The sequence below is a fragment of the Methylocapsa palsarum genome (assembly GCF_900114285.1).
Classification (GTDB): domain Bacteria; phylum Pseudomonadota; class Alphaproteobacteria; order Rhizobiales; family Beijerinckiaceae; genus Methylocapsa; species Methylocapsa palsarum.
In genome coordinates, this window is sequence record NZ_FOSN01000001.1 from 296706 (window position 1) to 314779 (window position 18074).

15 protein-coding genes and 1 tRNA gene are annotated in these 18074 nt (G+C 61.1%); 12 read left to right on the forward strand and 4 right to left on the reverse strand.

From position 1 onward, the window contains the following. The first annotated feature begins 21 nt into the window (after positions 1-21). Together BM177_RS01385 and BM177_RS01390 are read left to right on the forward strand one after the other, a co-directional pair. On the forward strand, positions 22-1014 hold the full coding sequence (locus BM177_RS01385; protein WP_091676337.1) for a magnesium transporter CorA family protein: 993 nt from the start codon (positions 22-24) through the stop codon (positions 1012-1014). A gap of 37 nt (positions 1015-1051) precedes the next feature. Continuing rightward, a complete protein-coding gene (locus BM177_RS01390) occupies positions 1052-1723 on the forward strand; it encodes an RluA family pseudouridine synthase (protein ID WP_091676344.1) in 672 nt (223 codons plus the stop codon). A gap of 12 nt (positions 1724-1735) precedes the next feature. On the opposite strand, the gene BM177_RS01395 is transcribed toward BM177_RS01390, so the two are convergent. Then, on the reverse strand, positions 1736-2662 hold the full coding sequence (locus BM177_RS01395; protein ID WP_091676347.1) for a tetratricopeptide repeat protein: 927 nt from the start codon (positions 2660-2662) through the stop codon (positions 1736-1738). Positions 2663-2673: 11 nt separating this feature from the next. Then, the gene (locus tag BM177_RS01400; RefSeq protein WP_091676356.1) at positions 2674-3321 is read right to left on the reverse strand and encodes a thiamine phosphate synthase; all 648 of its coding nucleotides are present in this window, start codon (positions 3319-3321) and stop codon (positions 2674-2676) included. Positions 3322-3486: 165 nt separating this feature from the next. Here BM177_RS01400 and secB point away from each other — a divergent pair, with 165 nt between their 5' ends. Further along, positions 3487-3978: a protein-export chaperone SecB gene (gene secB, locus BM177_RS01405; RefSeq protein WP_091676360.1), complete on the forward strand. Its 492-nt coding sequence runs from the start codon at positions 3487-3489 to the stop codon at positions 3976-3978. Between the two features lie 27 nt (positions 3979-4005). Here the strand turns inward: secB and BM177_RS01410 are convergent, their stop codons facing one another. Beyond that, a complete protein-coding gene (locus tag BM177_RS01410; protein WP_091676364.1) occupies positions 4006-4782 on the reverse strand; it encodes a M48 family metallopeptidase in 777 nt (258 codons plus the stop codon). Positions 4783-4858: 76 nt separating this feature from the next. After that, on the reverse strand, positions 4859-6133 hold the full coding sequence (locus BM177_RS01415) for a polyhydroxyalkanoate depolymerase (protein ID WP_091676373.1): 1275 nt from the start codon (positions 6131-6133) through the stop codon (positions 4859-4861). Between the two features lie 532 nt (positions 6134-6665). On the opposite strand from BM177_RS01415, the gene BM177_RS01420 reads away from it, so the two are divergent. The 9 genes from BM177_RS01420 to BM177_RS01460 all read left to right on the forward strand — a co-directional run bounded on the left by BM177_RS01420 (position 6666) and on the right by BM177_RS01460 (position 17957). Continuing rightward, positions 6666-8006 (forward strand): ActS/PrrB/RegB family redox-sensitive histidine kinase, encoded by a 1341-nt coding sequence (locus tag BM177_RS01420; protein ID WP_091676375.1) that lies wholly within the window; start codon positions 6666-6668, stop codon positions 8004-8006. Between the two features lie 232 nt (positions 8007-8238). Further along, entirely contained in the window at positions 8239-8838 is a 600-nt protein-coding gene (locus BM177_RS01425) for an ActR/PrrA/RegA family redox response regulator transcription factor (protein WP_091677440.1), read from the forward strand. Between the two features lie 245 nt (positions 8839-9083). Further along, positions 9084-9293, forward strand: a complete 210-nt coding sequence (locus BM177_RS01430) for a hypothetical protein (protein WP_139223470.1) — start codon at positions 9084-9086, stop codon at positions 9291-9293. A gap of 185 nt (positions 9294-9478) precedes the next feature. Continuing rightward, positions 9479-9554 (forward strand) — tRNA-Ile (locus tag BM177_RS01435). Positions 9555-10098: 544 nt separating this feature from the next. Further along, positions 10099-11082, forward strand: a complete 984-nt coding sequence (gene rfaD / locus BM177_RS01440; RefSeq protein ID WP_091676384.1) for an ADP-glyceromanno-heptose 6-epimerase — start codon at positions 10099-10101, stop codon at positions 11080-11082. A gap of 123 nt (positions 11083-11205) precedes the next feature. Next, positions 11206-12258 carry an NAD(P)-dependent alcohol dehydrogenase gene (locus tag BM177_RS01445; RefSeq protein ID WP_091676388.1) on the forward strand — a complete coding sequence of 351 codons (1053 nt, stop codon included), beginning with the start codon at positions 11206-11208 and terminating at the stop codon, positions 12256-12258. 108 nt (positions 12259-12366) lie between these two features. Next, positions 12367-13476, forward strand: a complete 1110-nt coding sequence (locus tag BM177_RS01450; protein WP_244532024.1) for an efflux RND transporter periplasmic adaptor subunit — start codon at positions 12367-12369, stop codon at positions 13474-13476. Continuing rightward, positions 13473-16523, forward strand: a complete 3051-nt coding sequence (locus BM177_RS01455; RefSeq protein ID WP_091677446.1) for an efflux RND transporter permease subunit — start codon at positions 13473-13475, stop codon at positions 16521-16523. The genes BM177_RS01450 and BM177_RS01455 overlap by 4 nt, the downstream gene beginning before the upstream one ends. A gap of 444 nt (positions 16524-16967) precedes the next feature. Further along, positions 16968-17957 (forward strand): hypothetical protein, encoded by a 990-nt coding sequence (locus BM177_RS01460; RefSeq protein ID WP_091676393.1) that lies wholly within the window; start codon positions 16968-16970, stop codon positions 17955-17957. Positions 17958-18074: the final 117 nt, after the last annotated feature.

The window sequence follows — 18074 nt, forward strand, 5'->3', positions numbered from 1 at the left end:
CGCAGGCGCGCGCGAGGCCCCATGCTCACGTTTCACACCTCGGTCGGCACGGAAGGCGTTGAAGTCGATCTCGCCGCCGCCGCGATTCCGCCCGAAGTTCAATGGATCGACGCGTTCCGCCCGAACCGGATGGAGACCGCCTTCCTCGAACGGGTTCTCGGAATCGAGGTGCCGACCATCGAGGATCTGTCGTCCATCGAAACCTCGAGCCGGCTTTATGTCGAAAACGACCGCATTTTCCTCAGCATGGCGATGGTCTACAAGGACGTGGGCGGAATGGCGGAGACGACGCCGTTCGGCTTCGTGCTTTCGGAAAGCCTTCTGCTCACCATCCGCTTCCATCCGATCCGGGCCTGCGATCACGTTCACGACAAGGCTGTCAATGCCAACCGGCGGCCGGCCAGCGGCGTCAACGCCTTCATTTCGCTCCTCGAGTTTTTTATCGACCATGTCGCCGACCAGCTGGAAGGCCTGAACGGCGAACTCGATCGCCTTTCGCACGACATTTTTGGCGGAAAGGGCGCCCTTGGCGTCAGCGGACAGCGCGGCGGCGGCGGAAACAAGGACCTGCGCCTCATCATGCGCAGGATCGGCCGCTCGGGCGATCTGACCTCGAAGCTCGACGACGCGCTGCTTGGAATGGGGCGGATGATCCCGTTCGTCGTCAGCGAAGCGGCCGCCTGGCTTTCAGCGGATCTCGTCTCCAAGCTGAAGAGCATGCAGCGGGACATCACATCCTTGAACGATTACGAGACACATCAAAACAACAAGCTCCAGTTCCTGCTCGACGCGACCCTGGGGCTGACCAATATCGAGCAGAACAATATCTTCAGGATTTTGACCGTCGTGTCCGTCGTCGGCATTCCGCCGACTCTGATGGCCAGCATTTACGGTATGAACTTCAAGAATATGCCCGAACTGGAATGGCATTACGGCTATGCTTACGGGCTCGGCGTCATCGCCGTCAGCGCCCTCATCCCGATCGTCTGGTTCAAAGTCCGCGGCTGGTGGTGAGCCCCAAAAAACCTGGCGGCCTCGCGCCGCTCCGCCTATGACCGGGGACGACCTGAGCCGCCGACTTCTGTACCGCGACGCTCTTATGCTGATCGTCGACAAGCCGGCCGGAATCGCCGTTCACAAAGGCCCGAAGGGAGGCGAAAGCCTCGAGGATTTTTTCTCCGTGCTGCGGTTCGGCTTGCCGCGAAATCCGGCTCTCGCGCATCGGCTCGACCGCGACACCTCAGGCTGCCTTGTCCTTGGCCGCCACCGTAAGGCGCTGGAAAAGCTCGGTCTTCTGTTCAAGCAGGGCAAGATCGGCAAGACCTATTGGGCCGTCGTCGAGGGCGGCCCGAAGGAGGACGAAGGCCTGATCGACCTGCCGCTCGGGCGGCTCGACGCGAGCCGCGGCTGGTGGATGAAGGTCGATCCGTCCGGACAGCCCGCCCAGACCCTCTGGCGGGTGCTTGGCCGCTCCGCAACCACCGCAGCCCTGGCGCTGACCCCGCTGACCGGACGCACGCATCAATTGCGCGTCCATAGCTCCGCGCTCGGCTGGCCGATCCTGGGCGATCCGATCTACGGGAATGGACGCGGCGGCGCGATCGGGTTGCAGCTGCACGCACGAGAGATCGAAGTTCCTCTTTACAAAGGAAAGGAGCCGGTCAGGGTTTCGGCGCCGGTCCCCGGACATATGCAAGAGGCTCTCGCCGCCTGTGGTCTTTGATCCCTGCGGCTCTCAATGCCCCACATATTGCCGCACGGCGGCTTCGACGGCGGCCTTGTCCTGCGGCGAGAGCTTGGCGAGTTCGGCGTCGAGCCACGAATCCTTGATTCCGGCGGCGCGGGCGAAAATATGCCATTTCATCGCCTCGACGGAATTCTTTGGAAGGCCGCGTCCCGTGGCGAGGATGCGGGCGACGCGGTTCTGGGCGACGGGATTGTCGCGCGTCGCCGCCTTGAGGAAGAGCTTGGCCGCCGCAGTCTCGTCTTTTTCGACGCCGACGCCGTTAAACAGCATGATTGCGTATTCGACTTCCGCCGGCAAATTGTTTTCCCTGGCGGCCCGGCCGATCCATTCCGCCGCCCGGGCGTCGCTTTTTTCGACGCCCGTCCCGTTGCGGTAAAGCAGGCCCAGAGCGTAGGCGGCGTCAGAATCGCCAAGGCTGGCGGCTTTCTCGAACATGCGCGCCGCCCTGGGATAGTCGGCGGCGACGTCAGCATTGTCGATCGCCATGACGCCGAGGTTGTAATAGGCGCCAGGATGGTCCTGCGCGGCGGCTTTCTCGAAGAGTTCGGCGGCGCGGACGCGATTTTTAGGAACGCCTTCGCCCTTCAGATTGGCCGCGGCCAGGGCGAAGGTCGCCTGCCGGTCCCCCCGGTCGGCCGCGAGCGCGTACCAGCGCGCCGCCTCAGCCGGATCCTTTTTGACGCCAAGGCCTTGCGAATAAAGCTCGCCTACGAGGGTCATCGCAGGCCCGTCGTCCGGATCGGTCTTGATCCGCTTCATCGCTTCGCCCAGGGCCGTCGTATAATGTCCGCGTTGATAGGCGGCGAAGGCCAGATCGGGCGCGGCGCCGATGCGCGGGCTCGTCGCGGTTTCGGCTGCGGCCGGAGGCGCGCCGAGAACCAGCGCCATGAGGCCCACGCCGATCCAGCGTGACATTCCGCTCGCCCTCAATGGGCGGATTCCCGGGATTCCGCTATAATCGCGGCGACTTCCCTCAAGGCTGTCGCGCCGCCGCGCGGATCGCTGAAGACGGCGTCGCAAAGAGCGATAAAATCCGCCCCGGCGCGAACCAGGTCGGGGACGCCGGAAAGTTCGCGCGCGAAGCCGACGCAAGGCACGTTGAAGATCTCCGCCCACCAGGCGACGCGCTCGACGACGCCCGCGTGGGGTTCGTCCGAATCCGGGCCGCCGAACATCAGGTAATCGGCACCGGCTTCGCCCGCATTCATGGCTGCGTCCCGGGTTGACAATCCGCCTGCGCCAACGATCCCTCGCGGATGAAGGACGGCGAGAGCGTCGGCAAGGCTTTCGTCTCCGCCTCGATCTGCGCCTCCACCTTCGATGTGAACCCCGTCGGCGCCGGTCCGGACCGCCAGCTGGGAATCGCCCGCGACGAGGCAGGCGGCGCCGCGCGCCTGAACGATCGGTACCAGATCGAGGACGATCTTCTTGCGTTCCCGTTCGTCCCTGGCTTCGGTTCGCAGCAGAACGCAGGCGATGTCGCACGCCTCAAGCGCGTCCTTGAGCGTGGCGCCAAAAGCAGAGGAGGACGCCGTCAGGGAGGGGGTGATCAGGTAAAGCTGGGGCATGTCCATGGGGTTGCGAGGCGCGTCCGCGAATTGTGCTGATAGAGGAATTTCGCAGGAATGAAAACAGCGCGTCATTTGCGCAAGGCGGAAAGGCCGGCAGGCTAGATCTGCGCCGGCGCGCGCTTGTTCCCGAAATATATCCGTGCTACCCGCAGCGGCGGGAGATCATCGATGACGAACGGAAATGGAAACGGGGCGCAAGCCGATGCGGCGGCACCGAGCATCAACGCGATGGTGCAGTATATCAAGGATTTTTCTTTCGAAAATCCGAATGCGCCGCGGTCCCTCGGGCCGCAGGATAAGGCCCCGAACATCTCGATTCAGGTGAACGTCAACGCGCGCCAGATCGCTGAGGCCGATTTCGAGGTGAACATTCTTCTGGAGGGCTCGGCGGTTTCCGACTCCAACACATTGTTCAAATTCGACCTTGATTACGCGGGTCTGTTCCGGCTCAACAATATTTCCCCGAGCGACGCGCATCCGGTCGTCATGATCGAATGTCCGCGGCTTTTGTTTCCGTTCGCGCGTCAAATCGTCGCCGAAGCGGTTCGCAGCGGCGGATTTCCGCCCCTGTATATCGATCCGATCGATTTCGCGGCGCTTTACCGCCAGCGTCTCAGTGAGGTCGCCGCATCAGGCGAAGCGCCGACGCTCGCGACCTGACGCCGGCGCGCCTTTCGCCTGCCGTGGCTAGTCCTTGTCCGGACCAAACCGCAGCAGGCCGGCTCCGTGCGCCTTGAGCCAGGCTTCGGCGGGTTGGACATCGTTCGAGAGTTTCGCGACGACTTTCCAGAACGCCGGGGAATGATTCATGTGCAGGAGATGCGCGACCTCGTGCGCGGCGAGATAATCGAGGACAAACGGCGGCGCCATGACGAGGCGCCAGGAGAAACTTAGCCCGCCCGTCGAGGAGCATGATCCCCACCGGCTGGTCGTATCGCGCAGGGTGATCTTTCGGATTCTGACGCCGAGGCTGGCCGCGTGACGCGTCGCCGCGTCTCCAAGATCGCGCCGCGCCTCGCGGATCAGAAAATCATGGACCCGCCGCGAGACGAAGCAAAGCTCGGCGTTGACGCAGAGCGCGGCCGCGGCGCCCAAGGCCGGAATGTCCGCAAATGGTTCGACCCAGACCGTTCCCCCCCGGCCGGGGCAATGTTCGATTCTGTGCATGATTCCGCGCAGCGGCACCAGTTCGCCGTGGGTAAACCGCGTTTTTTCAGGCAGCCGGCGCAGCCTGGCGCCGATCCAGGCCGCATGGCGCTCGGCGAAATTTTTTGCGTCGCCAAGGCTGGCGCGCGCCGGAAGGGTGAGGACGACGTCCTGGGCGGCGGCGCGAACCCGCAGGATAAAGCGCCGCGCCGTGGCGGATCGCTTCAGGTTGATCCGGTACGTTTCGCCCGCATGACGGACATCGAAATGGGTGGTGTCGAGGATGCGGGGCGAATCATTTCGCAACAGGCGCAGCATGTGGAAAGTCTAGCCTTGCGCCGGCGGCGTGGCTACAGCCGGAAAGAACGAGGCCGCCCTCGCCGCCGCGTCCCGGTCATGATCCGGTTTCGCAGTTTTTTTCGCCGACGGAATGAAATTGCCTGATTTGCGGCACGATCTCGTTGCGGAAACGCGAACCGTTGAAGACGCCGTAATGGCCGACCTTGGCCTGCACATAGTTGAATTTCATCGATGCGGGAATGTTGATGCACAGATCGTGCGCCGCAAACGTCTGGCCGAAGCCGGAGATGTCGTCGTTCTCGCCCTCGACGGTCAGCATTTTGACGCGATGAATCGCGGCGAGGTCGACCCTCGCGCCGCGATGGGTCATCTCGCCTTTGGGCAACGCATGCCTGACGAAGACAGTATCGACGGTCTGCAAGTAGAACTCAGCCGTCAGATCCATCACGGACAGGTATTCGTCATAAAAATCGCGGTGCTTTTCCGCCGAATCGCCGTCGCCTTCAACGAGGTGATTGAACAAATCGATGTGGGCGGTGACATGGCGATCGATATTCATCGCCATGAATCCCGCAAGCTGCAAGAAGCCCGGATAAACATCGCGCCCGGCCCCCCTGTAGCCGAATGGAACGGTGCTGATGCAATTATGCCGGAACCAGACGCTTCCGCGCTCCTGCGCCAGCAGGTTGACTTTCGTCGGGCTGCGCCGCGTGTCGATAGGACCGCCCATCAGAGTCATCGAGGCGGGAACGTGGGGACTGTCCGCCGCCTCCATCAGGGCCATCGCCGCGATCAGCGGCACGGAGGGCTGGCAGACCCCGAGCGTGTGGAGCGGAACGCCATGAAGCTCCTTGCTCAGGGCTCCGAACATCGACATCAGGTAGTCGATATAATCGTCGAGATCGAAATGCCCGTCGGCCAGCGGCAGCGTGCGGGCGTCGATCCAGTCGGTGATATAGACGTCATAGAAGGGAAGGAAGGCCTCGACCGTCCCGCGCAAGAGCGTCGCATGGTGGCCGGACATGGGCGCGACGATCAGCAGTTTGGGCTGCGGCTCGCTCGGCCCCTTTTCGAACTGCCGTTCGAAATGAATCAGCTTGCAGAAAGGGCGCGCCCAGACGACGCGCTCCGCGACAGGCGTCACCGTTCCTTCGATCAGGGTCTTGTTCAGACCGAAACGCGGTTTGGGATAGCGCCGGGTCATCCGTTCGAAGACTTCGCCGGACGCCGCCAAATTCCGCCCGACGGGGGTGTAGGACAGCGGGTTGGCGGGACTTTTCAGCCAGGATTGCGTCGCATTCGAAACCGCGCGCGCGGGCGAGAGCGCAAAATACGCCATTTCGATCATTTCGTAGGAAAAAGGAGGCATCGATCTCTTTCTCCGCCGAGGCGGCCAACGCGTTACAATGTGTTCCAGGCCCGGATTGTTCCGGCGTTCGCAAGCGCCATATCTTCAGTTTACCAAAATGTTCGCGACGCGTCCCGAAAAACGCGGCGCAGCTTCCCGTTACTCCCGAGGGAGGGGACGTTAAGCGGCGACCTCCGGAATAGCAACGTAAAGCTCATAAGGAGAGATGAAATTGCATAGCATTGTTGCAATATGGCGTCAGTGTTCGGCGCCGCCTCCGTGCTGCGGCGCGTCATTCCAGACTTTCGCGCATCAAGATTGCGTTATCACGATTATGAATTAGTCTATGGTTTGATTGGAAAGCATCAGTAAAGTGCAAGAAAATATGAGAAGAATCTCGGTCGGAAGCCGAGATGTTTTTTGCAGACGGAGGGTCGTCGATTTCCTTTGCTCATAACCTTGGCTATTTCGCTGCGACAGACGCGCGCCATGGCGAACCTGCGGGATATTCGCCGAACTCCTTTTCTGCGGCGTGTTTTGAGACGTTCCAGAGATGACGACTGATCTCGTTTATGTCGATCTCGGGCGGCGCTCCCGGCGGCTTCGGATTGACACGCTCGTCAAGCTTCGATGGCTGGCCCTGCTGGGTCAGGTTCTCGCCCTGATCGTCACTTATTATTTTCTGCATTTTCCGCTGCCGTTTATCGCGTGTCTGCTCGTGATCGCGGTGTCGGCCGGGCTTAACCTCTACCTGCGGCAGAGGTTCGGCCTGATCGCCCGCCTCGAGGACGTCCCCGCCGCGGCGATGCTCGGGTTCGATATTTTCCAGCTGACGGCGCTGCTTTATCTCACCGGCGGAATCGAGAATCCGTTTTCGATGATGTTCCTCGCGCCGATCATGATCTCCGCGGTCTCGCTGTCCGGCCGGATCACCCTCATCCTCACCTTTTTGATGATCGCGGCGGTGTCGGCCTTGACCTTCGATCATTTTCCCGTGCCGCTGTCTCCCGAGCAAAATCTGAAATTGCCGTTCATCTATAGCGTCGGAATCTGGACCTCGATCGTGATCAGCGCGGCGTTCATCGCGATCTACGCGTCGCGCGTCGCGCTGGAAGCGCGCACGCTCGCCGACGCCCTGGCCGCCACCGAACTCGTCATCGCCCGCGAAAAACATCTCGTTCAACTCGACGGACTCGCGGCTGCGGCGGCGCATGAACTCGGGACGCCGCTCGCGACGATAACCCTGGTGGTCAGGGATCTCGAAAAGCAGGTTCCCCCGGGCGGCGAACTGGAGGAGGACGTGGCGCTGATCGCCCAGGAGGTCGAACGCTGCCGTACGATCTTGAGCAAGCTCGCGTCCCTTGGCGAGGACGCCGACGACCTCTTCGACGCCATGACGCTGAGCCTGCTGCTCGAGGAGGTCGCGGGTCCGCAAAGGAATTTCGGTGTCGCGATTTCAATCCATAAGACCGGCGACGGGCGCGAACCGCAGTGCCGGCGCAATCCGGGCATCCTCTACGGGCTTGGCAACCTTATCGAAAATGCGGTCGATTTCGCCGATTCGGAGGTCCGTATCCGCGCCCGCTGGACCGCCGAATCGGTTTCCCTTGTCATCGAGGATAACGGGCCCGGCTTTTCGCCTGGCGTCATCAGCCGGATCGGCGAGCCCTATGTGACGACAAAGCTCGACCGCCGGTTCAAGACGGAGGAGGGAACGGGACTGGGCCTTGGCCTTTTCATCGCAAAGACCCTGCTTGAGCGATCGGGCGCGCAGGTGAAAACCGCGAATTTCGCTCCTCCGGCCAGCGGAGCCGTCGTGGAGGTCTCCTGGCCAAGGGCGGCGTTCGAGCGAGACGTCAAGACGGCGGGCATTGAAAGCCATGGCTTGAGTTGAATATCTGTTTGATCTGATTTGTTTTTCGGTCTACGCTGAAATGTGTTTCACGGACAGCGACGAGCTTGGGCGTCGTTGAAAAAAGCAAAGCCGCGGATCCTTGCCGGCGAGCCAAGGGCTGTGATTGGCGCTCACTTCGAAACGGAGCTAGTATGCTGTCGCGTTTCGGCATTCGATTTGCGGCGAAGGAACTTTCCCGCCGCCGGATTGTCTCCCGGCGAGAGGTTTGGCGATGATCAACGACCACCCTCGATTTGTGAATGCGGAAAGCGAGGCGGCGCTGGAGGGTGGCGCGGTCGCACTGGCCGCCACGCGCTCGCTTCTGATCGTCGATGACGACAAGCCGTTTCTGGCCCGCCTGACGCGAAGCATGGAAGCTCGCGGGTTTTCCGTGACGGCCGCGCAATCGGTCGCCGAAGGGATCGCCGTGATCGGCATGGGAGCGCCCGAATTCGCGGTCATCGATATGCGCCTCGCGGACGGCAATGGTCTCGACGTCATTTCCGAGCTGAACGCAAAGCGGCCGGATGCGCGGGCTGTCATCCTGACTGGCTACGGCAACATCGTCACGGCGGTGACCGCCGTTAAACTTGGCGCTTTTGATTATCTCGCCAAACCCGCGGACGCGGACGAGATCTTTCACGCCTTGATGGCGACCGACCCGGACAGGATCGATCCGCCTGAAAATCCAATGTCGGCCGACCGTGTGCGATGGGAACATATCCAGCGGGTCTACGAGCATTGCGGCCGTAACGTCTCAGAGACCGCGCGCCGCCTCAACATGCACCGGCGAACGCTGCAGCGGATCCTGGCGAAACGGGCTCCCCGGTAGAGAATTATCCGAAGACATAGAGAATTGCGAAGACATGAAAAATTCTTCCGAAGATATGGAACTGTTCTAACGCGCGCGCGTTCTCGCTGCGGCCGGATCCGTCTCCACGTTCATATCTCTTTTGGCTGGCGGCGGGCCGGTTGGATAATGGCAAGGCGTCGCCAAGACTTCGGGTCGCCGTCGAGACTTCGTGTCAAAGCATACGTTAAGTACAAGCCATAAGTGAAAGTAAAGGGAGGTCAACAATGGCAATTGTGATTCTTACCGCAATGGTTATTTTGTTCGCTGCTGCCGCTTACTTGGCGAACAAACTTTTCGGACAGGCCGCCCTCGCGGGGGTGGTGGGTGTGTTCGCGATCATCTTCGTCGCGCTATTTGCGCTCAACGGCTTGAATTTCAACTCACCGACGAGCGGCAGCCACACCGGCGTCGGCGAGTATTTCACGAATAAATAATGGATCCGGGAGCAGCGGGCCTGCCGGTCCGCTGTTCCCGTCGGCCAGGAAATTCACAAACTGGTCTTGCGCAGGCAGTCTCGTCAGGGGTGCGATTGACGCTTATCTTGCCGGAGCCATTGCCTTGCGCCATCAAACCGGTTAATTCGCGCTGCCTAACCTCTGGCGATCTCGTCGAGTTCGCAGGGCCGGTAGCTCAATGGTTAGAGCCGGCCGCTCATAACGGTCTGGTTGCAGGTTCGAGTCCTGCCCGGCCCACCATCGTTCAAGTTATGAAATATCGCTGATGGGCGGCTGGGTCGTTCGGCAGGTCCGCTCGTCGCCTTGTCAATTGCCCCTTGCTGTAAGGGCCAGTCTGGAAGCCGCGCCTTATTGGATCGCTCGGCGGACACTTGACGCGCCATTCGCCATTTTGTTCCTCAAAATGTCGTTTCCTTCGGTCCGGCTTTTGCCGCTTGCCTTTTGTTCGGCTTCATTAAACCCCAGAGTTAACGTGCGTGTTCTGCGGGTTCTGCAAGTTCTGATGACAGCGGCTCCAGTCACGCCATCCCCGGCGTTTCATGAAAGCCCGGAACAGGAAAGCGACACGCCTGAATGATTCCGGAAAGCGTCCGTGGATGAGCGTATATCGGGAAGCGCCCCGGCGGCATTGCCAATCCGAGTAAATTATCTTAGCCGTTTGTGACGGAAATGGCGCGATCCTGTAAAGGTCGAACACAGGGCGGCCAAATTTCGAGGTCTCCAGGTTTTACTTGCTTTTCCACGTTTTACTTGCTCTTCCACGGCTCACCGCGAGATATTCAGCATGATCATCGTCACCGGCGCCGCAGGTTTCATCGGCTCGAACATTGTCGCCGCGCTCAACGACCAGGGCCGGACCGACATTGTCATTTGCGACCGGTTGCGCTCGCACGGCAAATGGCAGAATCTTCGCAAGGCGAGGTTTTCCGAGTTCGTCTTCCCCGAAGAACTCGACGCCTTTCTGCAGAACCGACCGAATGTCGAGGCCGTCATCCATATGGGCGCGATCTCGTCGACGACCGCGACGGACGGCGACGAGGTGATCGAGAAGAACTTCCGGTTTTCCCTGAGATTGCTGGACATCTGCGCCGACAAGGCCATCCCCTATCTCTACGCGTCGTCCGCCGCCGTCTACGGCGAGGGGGACATGACCTTCCGGGATGAAATCTCGCCGGACGCGATCCGCGCCCTGCGGCCGCTCAATCTTTACGGATGGAGCAAATGGCAGTTCGATTGCGTCGTCGCCGACCGCGTCGCACGGGGCGAAGCCATGCCTCCGAAATGCGTGGGCTTCCGTTTTTTCAACGTCTTCGGCCCGAACGAATATCATAAAAACGACATGCAGAGCGTCGTCGCCAAGATTTTTCCCGTCGTCCAAAGAGGCGAGGTGGTGCCCCTCTTCAAGAGTCATCGCGCCGGAATCGGCGACGGCGATCAGCGCCGGGACTTCGTTTATGTCAAGGACGTCGTCTCCGTCATCCTCTGGGCGTTGCGGAAAGAAAGCCCCAGCGGTATTTTCAACGTGGGAACCGGACAGGCCAGAAGCTTTCGCGAACTTGCCGAGGCCGTATTCGGCGCTCTCAAGCAGCCGGTCAAAATCGACTATATCGATATGCCGGTCTCGATCCGGGACAGATACCAATATTTTACCGAAGCCTCGCTCGACCATCTCCGGCAGGCCGGTTACAGCGCTCCTTTCACCAGTCTTGACGACGCGGTGACCGACTACGTCCGGAGCTACCTCGACACGGCCGACCGGTTTCGCTGATCGGGAGAACCAGATCCGTACGGAGGCGGAACCATATTCTTGTCGATTGGATGGATTCAATCCGATCGACAAGAATATGCTGCAGGATGGCAGGTTCGCACCCCCAAGAACAGGGATAGGAATATGTTTGTTTGTACAGGCTACGCTGCGAAAACCTCACAATCGCCGGTGGCGCCCTTTACATTTGAGCGGCGCGATCCGGGCCCCTCCGACGTCCGGATCGAAATCCTCTATTGCGGGGTCTGCCACTCCGACATCCACCAGGCGCGCGACGAATGGCATAATACGGTCTACCCGTGCGTGCCGGGCCATGAGATCGTCGGCCGGGTGACGGCGGTCGGCGCCGAAGTCGAGGGATTCAAGCCAGGCGATCTCGCCGGGGTAGGCTGCATGGTCGATTCGTGTCGCGTCTGCGCGAGCTGCCGCGAGGGCCTCGAGCAATATTGCGAGCAGGGTTTCGTCGCCACCTATAACGGAGAGGACAAGCACGGCCGCGGGATCACCTATGGCGGCTATTCCCGCGCCATCGTGGTCGACCAATCCTTTGTCTTGCGCATTCCGCCGAACCTCGATCTCGCCGCCGTGGCGCCGCTGCTTTGCGCCGGCATCACGACCTATTCGCCCTTGCGCCACTGGAAGGTCGGGCCGGGGCAGCGCGTCGGCATCGTCGGGCTCGGCGGCCTCGGCCACATGGGCGTCAAGTTCGCGCGCGCCTTCGGGGCGCAGGTGGTGCTGTTCACGACCTCGAAGAACAAGGTCGAGGACGGCTATCGTCTCGGCGCGCATGAGGTGGTTCTGTCGAAAGATCCCGCGGCGATGGCGAAGGAGGCGAACAGGTTCGATTTCATTCTCGACGCCGTCGCGGCCGATCATGACATCAACGAATATCTGGGGCTCCTGAAGCGCGACGGCGTTCTGGTCCAGGTCGGGGCGCCGGAAAAGCCTTTGCCCGTCGCGGTCTTCAGCCTGATCTTCAAGCGCAGGAATTTTGCCGGATCGCTCATCGGCGGCATTCGCGAGACACAGGAAATGCTCGATTTCTGCGGCGAGCATGGGGTGACCTCGGACATCGAAATGATCCGGATGGACGAGATCAACGAGGCCTACGAGCGGATGATCCGCAGCGACGTGAAATATCGCTTCGTGATCGACATGGCGTCCCTGCCCAGCGGGTGACCGCCGTCGGACCAGCTTTCGGCCGGTTTCCGCAATCTGATCGAATCCTCCGCGGCGCCTTGCCGAGCACATCATTTCATGCGATCTGCGGGCGACCTCGAAAATGGGATGCCGGCCTTGCCCACCATCGGAGCGACACGCGGATTTGCGGCGGCCCTTGGCCTGCTTCCTGCGCTGGCGTTGCTGCTGGCCGGGTGCAAGCCGGAGTCGGAGGCTCAGGCGCCGCCGCCACGACCGGTCAGAACCATCACCGCCGAGAAAAGCGAAGTCGGCGAATCGGTCAAGCTCACGGGACAGATCCTGGCCGAAAACGAGGCGGCGGTCGCGTTTCGCATCGGCGGGCGGATCATTCAGCGGCTGGCCGGCGTCGGCGACCATGTCGAGCCGGATCAGATTCTGGCCAAACTTGATCCGCAGAACGAACTGAACGCCTTGCGGTCGGCGCGGGCGGCGCTCAACGCCGCGCAGGGTAAGCTGAGCCAGGCGCAAAACACATTCCAGCGGCAGGAAACGCTCCTGGCGAGAGGATTCACGACGCGGGTGCTGTTCGATCAGGCGGAGCAGGAATTGCGCACGCGCCGGTCGCAGGTCGATGACGCCAAGGCGCAGCTTGAGATCGCCCAGGACCGGGTGAGCTACACCCAGCTGAAGGCCAATATCGCCGGGACCATCACCGCGCGGGGCGCCGAGTCCGGAGAAGTCGTCCAGCCCGGCCAGATGATCTTTCAGGTCGCCCGCAAGGTCGGATGGGACGCCGTGTTCGACGTGCCGGCCCAGGTGCTCCGCAATGCGCCGCCCGACCCCGACATCGTGGTCGCCCTGACCGACGATCCGGCCGTGACCGCGACCGGTCGGGTCCGGCAGGTCGATCCGCAGGCCGATCCCGTCACCCGCACCTTCCGGGTCCGGGTGAGTCTGACCGATCCGCCGGCCGCGATGAGGCTCGGCGCGACGGTGACGGGGCGCATGAAGCTCGATTCCGCGAACGCGATTTCCGTTCCCGCCAGCGCCCTCACCAACATCGATCGCCAGCCGGCCGTCTGGATCGTCGACCCGGCCAGCATGACCGTCTCGCTCCGCACTGTCGAGGTGCTGCGTTTCGATCCGGGATCGGCGATCATCTCGCAGGGGCTGGACGGCGGGGAGATCGTTGTCACCGCCGGGATCCAGGCGCTTCACCCCGGACAGAAGATCCGTCTGATCGGATCGCCGTCCTGATGGGCCCCAACCTTTCCGAATGGGCGCTGAAACATCGGTCCTTCGTCATCTTCCTGATGATCGCGGTGACGGTCGCCGGAATCGCCTCATTCGCCCGGCTCGGGCGCAACGAGGATCCGGCCTTCACCTTCCGCACGATGATCGTGCAGGCCGGCTGGCCCGGTGCGACGCTGGACGACACCCTGAAACAGGTCACCGAGCGGCTCGAACGCAAGCTGCAGGAGACGAGGGGGCTCGATTTTCTGCGCAGCTATACGAGCCCAGGCCTCACCACAATCTTCGTGAACCTCAAGGGCGCGACGGCCGCATCCGAGGTCCCAGACATCTGGTATCAGGTCCGCAAGAACGTCGGCGACATTCGCGCCTCGCTTCCCGCCGGGGTCGTCGGTCCCGGCTTCAACGACGATTTCGGCGACACCTTCGGATTGATCTACGGCTTCACCGCGGACGGGTTCACCCATCGCGAACTGCGCGACTATGTCGAGGACATCCGCTCGCGCGTGCTGCGCGTTCCCGACGTTTCGAAGATCGAGATTCTCGGCGCGCAGGACGAGCAGATCTTCGTCGAGTTCTCGACGCAGCAGCTGGCCGGATTGGGGATCGACCGGGCGGCCCTGATCGCCGCCCTTCAGGCGCAGAATGCGGTCAGTCCGGCGGGAGATCTGCAGACCGGCAATGAAAAGCTGGCGCTGCGCGTATCGGGCGCCTTCCGCTCGGAGGACGACATCCTCGCCGTGAATTTCCTCTCGAACGGGCGATTGATCCGGCTTCGCGACATTGCGGAGGTGCGCCGCGCCTATTCCGATCCGCCGCAGCCGATGTTCCGCGTCAACGGCAAGCCCGCGATCGGCCTTGCGATCGCGATGCGCAACGGCGGCGATATCCTGACCCTTGGCCGCAACGTCCGCCAGGCGATCAAGGAGGCCGTCGCCGATCTGCCGCTTGGCGTCGACGCGACGCTGGTGTCCGATCAGCCGGCCGTCGTCAACACCGCCATCGGCGAATTCATGGAATCGCTCTGGCAGGCGATCGCCATCATCATGGCGGTGAGCTTCCTCAGCCTCGGCGCGCGGGCCGGCGCCGTCGTCGCGCTGTCGATCCCGCTGACGATGGCGATCACCTTCCCGATCATGGAGATGCTCGGGATCGACCTTCAGCGGATTTCGCTGGGCGCCCTCATCATCGCGCTCGGCCTGCTCGTCGACGACGCCATGACCACCGTCGACGTCATGACCTCGCGGCTGGCGGCGGGCGACGGCAAGGCCGAGGCGGCGAGTTTCGCCTACAAGACGCTGGCCTTTCCCATGCTGACCGGCTCGTTCGTCACCGCGGCGGGCTTCGTGCCGATCGGCTTCGCCCGCAGCGCCGCGGGCGAATACACCTTCTCGATCTTCGCCGTCGTCAGCATCGCGCTGATCGTCTCATGGTTCGTCGCCGTCCTGTTCGCGCCGCTGATGGGCGTGGCGTTCCTTAAGAAACCGGAAAAGGCGGCGTCTGATAAGCCGGGGCTGATCATGCGGATCTTCCGCGCGATCCTTGTCGGCGCGATGCGGGCGCGCTGGCTGACCATCGCCGCGACGCTCGCCTGTTTCGTCGCCGCGCTGATGGCGCTGCCCTATGTGCCGCGCCAGTTCTTCCCGGCCTCCGACCGTCCCGAACTCGTCGTCGATCTCTCGCTGCCGCAGAACGTCTCGATCTTCGCCAGCGATACGGCGGCGGCCAAACTCGACGCCATCCTCACCGGCGATCCCGACGTCGAGCGCTGGAGCACCTATGTCGGGCGCGGGGCGATCCGCTTCTATCTGCCGCTCGACGTGCAGCTGGCGAACGATTTCATCGCCCAGGCCGTCGTCGTCGCCAAGGACGTTCCGGCGCGCGAGCGCCTGAAGGCGAAACTCGAACACGAACTCGCGGAGCAATTGCCAAGCGTCGTCGCGCGGGTGTCGCCGCTGGAGCTTGGGCCGCCCGTCGGCTGGCCGGTGCAGTACAGGGTCAGCGGTCCCGACATCGCGCAGGTGCGCGCGAACGCGCTGCGGCTCGCCGAAATCCTCGGCGCGAACAGCAAGGTGAAAGAGGTCAATTTCGACTGGATCGAGCCCTCGCGCATGGTCCGCATCAACATCGATCAGGATCAGGCGCGGCTTCTTGGCCTCAGCTCGCGGGCGCTCTCCGAGGTCCTGAACACGGTGATGACCGGCACGCCCTTCACCCAGGTGCGCGACGATATCTACCTCGTCAACGTCATCGCGCGGGCGCAGGACGAACAGCGCGTCTCGCTCTCCACCCTGCGCTCGCTGCAATTGCCGCTGCCTGACGGACGCACCGTGCCGCTCAGCCAGGTCGCGAGCTTCGATTTCGAGCAGGAGTTTCCGCTGATCTGGCGGCGTCAGCGCGTCCCGACGCTCACCGTGCAGGCCGATGTCGCGGGGGGAGCCACGCCCGAGGCCGCGGTGCGCTCGCTCGCGCCGGAGGTCGCCAAACTCGCGGACAGCCTGCCGCGCGGCTACCATGTCGAGACCGGCGGAACGGTCGAGGAGAGCGAACAGTCGCAGGCCTCGGTCTTCGCCAAAGTGCCGCTGATGTTGCTCTTGATGGTCACCTTCCTGATGGCGCAGCTGCACAGTTTCAGCCGGTTGTTTCTCGTCCTCAGCATCGTGCCGATGGGCCTCATCGGGATCGTCGGCGCGCTGCTGATGTTCAAGCAGCCGCTCGGCTTTGTCGCGATCCTCGGCATTCTCGCTTTGGTCGGTATGATCGCCCGCAACGCGGTGATCCTGATCGAGCAGATCGAGACGGAGCGGGCGGAGGGACGCGATACGTGGAACGCCGTCGTCGAGGCGACGCTCTCGCGTTTCCGCCCGATCATGCTGACCGCGATCTCGACGGTGCTCGGCTTCATCCCGATCGCGCCCACCGTGTTCTGGGGGCCGATGGCGATCGCGATCATGGGCGGTCTGTTCGTCGCGACAATGCTGACGCTGATCGTGACCCCAGCGCTCTATGTGGCGATGTTCCGGGTGAAGGCGCCGGCGGGGGTGGTTGTGTAAAGGTTGGAGACGCGTTGTAAGGAGGGAGCGAACGGCTCGCCTTATCACGCCGAGCGTTTGTGCAGGTGCTTAGCGAATGAATCAAGGTGACGCGCTGTTCGACCGATAAGGGCCGAAACGGGAACGGCAGCTTTGGAGTGGCCTCGATAGAATGCTGCCGTTTCAGAGCTAATAAGTCTAACCTGCATCAATGCAATTGCATAGGAAGACGACAACTTGTCCGGCCTTCCAACTGAGGCGGCGTTGGCGCCACCTGGAAATGACCGGGTAGATTATTACGTAATCTTTTCCAACGGACGCACGCCGCCGGTCACGTTTAGTCCGGTTCAAATCATTGGCTCCAGCGATTGTATTTGCGAAGGTCCTCCGCTTGGCGGATCATTACGACATTCCAACGGGACCGCATCGGTGCGTATCAAATGATCGTCATGGAGGTGTTGGCCGATGAAGCCAGAAGAATATTGGAAGAACTTCAACCTTGGAACTGAGCTCGATATCGCTGGGCGTTTTTTGTACAATGGTCTCCAGATTTTCCACCAAATGGAGACCTTTTCGAGGGAAGAAGACGCTTTCGAGTTTCTCTATGCGGTGTGCGTAGGCATTGAAAGGCTTATTAAAATCGCACTGATATTGACCGAGCACGATAAACGCGATGATCAGGAAGAATTTGAAAAGGAACTTATAACTCACAGCCACCAAGACTTGTTGGCCCGGTTAAAGAGACATCATGCATTGGCGCTGGGTCCGGCACACAACGAATTTGTAAGTATTTTATCTCGATTCTATAAATCACATCGCTACGGGAGATATAGCCTAGCGTCCGTTTATTCTCCAGCCCAAGAGCGAGACGACTTGAACTCGTTTTTTGAAAAGTATCTCGATATTAAAATCGACATTGAAAGTATGTTCTCTCGCACGCGGAATGAGCGCCGCCATAAAAGATTTATCGGTAAAGTGCTTTCGAAGATCGTAGTCCCGATTTTTGAAATCATTAGAGGCGAGGCTCACAGGCTGAATCTTTATACCTACGAAATTGAATATGAATCGAAAGCCTCGAAAATATTTCAGTTCCAAAGTTTTGATTTTGAAAATGAGGACATTTTGCAAACCGAAATCCTCGCATACTTCATCTCAGTTAAAGCGTCAGGGGCAAATGCCAGATTTCTGCGAGAACAAATCAAAGCGCTTTCCTTCGATTCTGCGTTGGAAGCTGATTACATCTCCGCGCTCAGATCAGACCGCAAAAAGTTAACGGTCATGGACGAGTTTGAAGCACTCTATAAGGATGATGTTTCAGATTTTGCGACGCGAAGAGAGATGCTCAATGTCGCTATATCCGAATATTTAAATTACGAACCTGAGGAGGGTGATGAAGACAAGGAAGACTTGCTCGACGACACTGGTTCCAGTTGCGACTCTGGCGAGGAAGAGTAACAACCGCGAAACGAAGGCGCATCGGAGTGACTGCTTTTGGCGGTCTCATTAGAAGTTTAACGACTCACTTGGGCGCTAACCCGACGCTTTTGCGCGGGCTCAAGCCCATCGAAACGC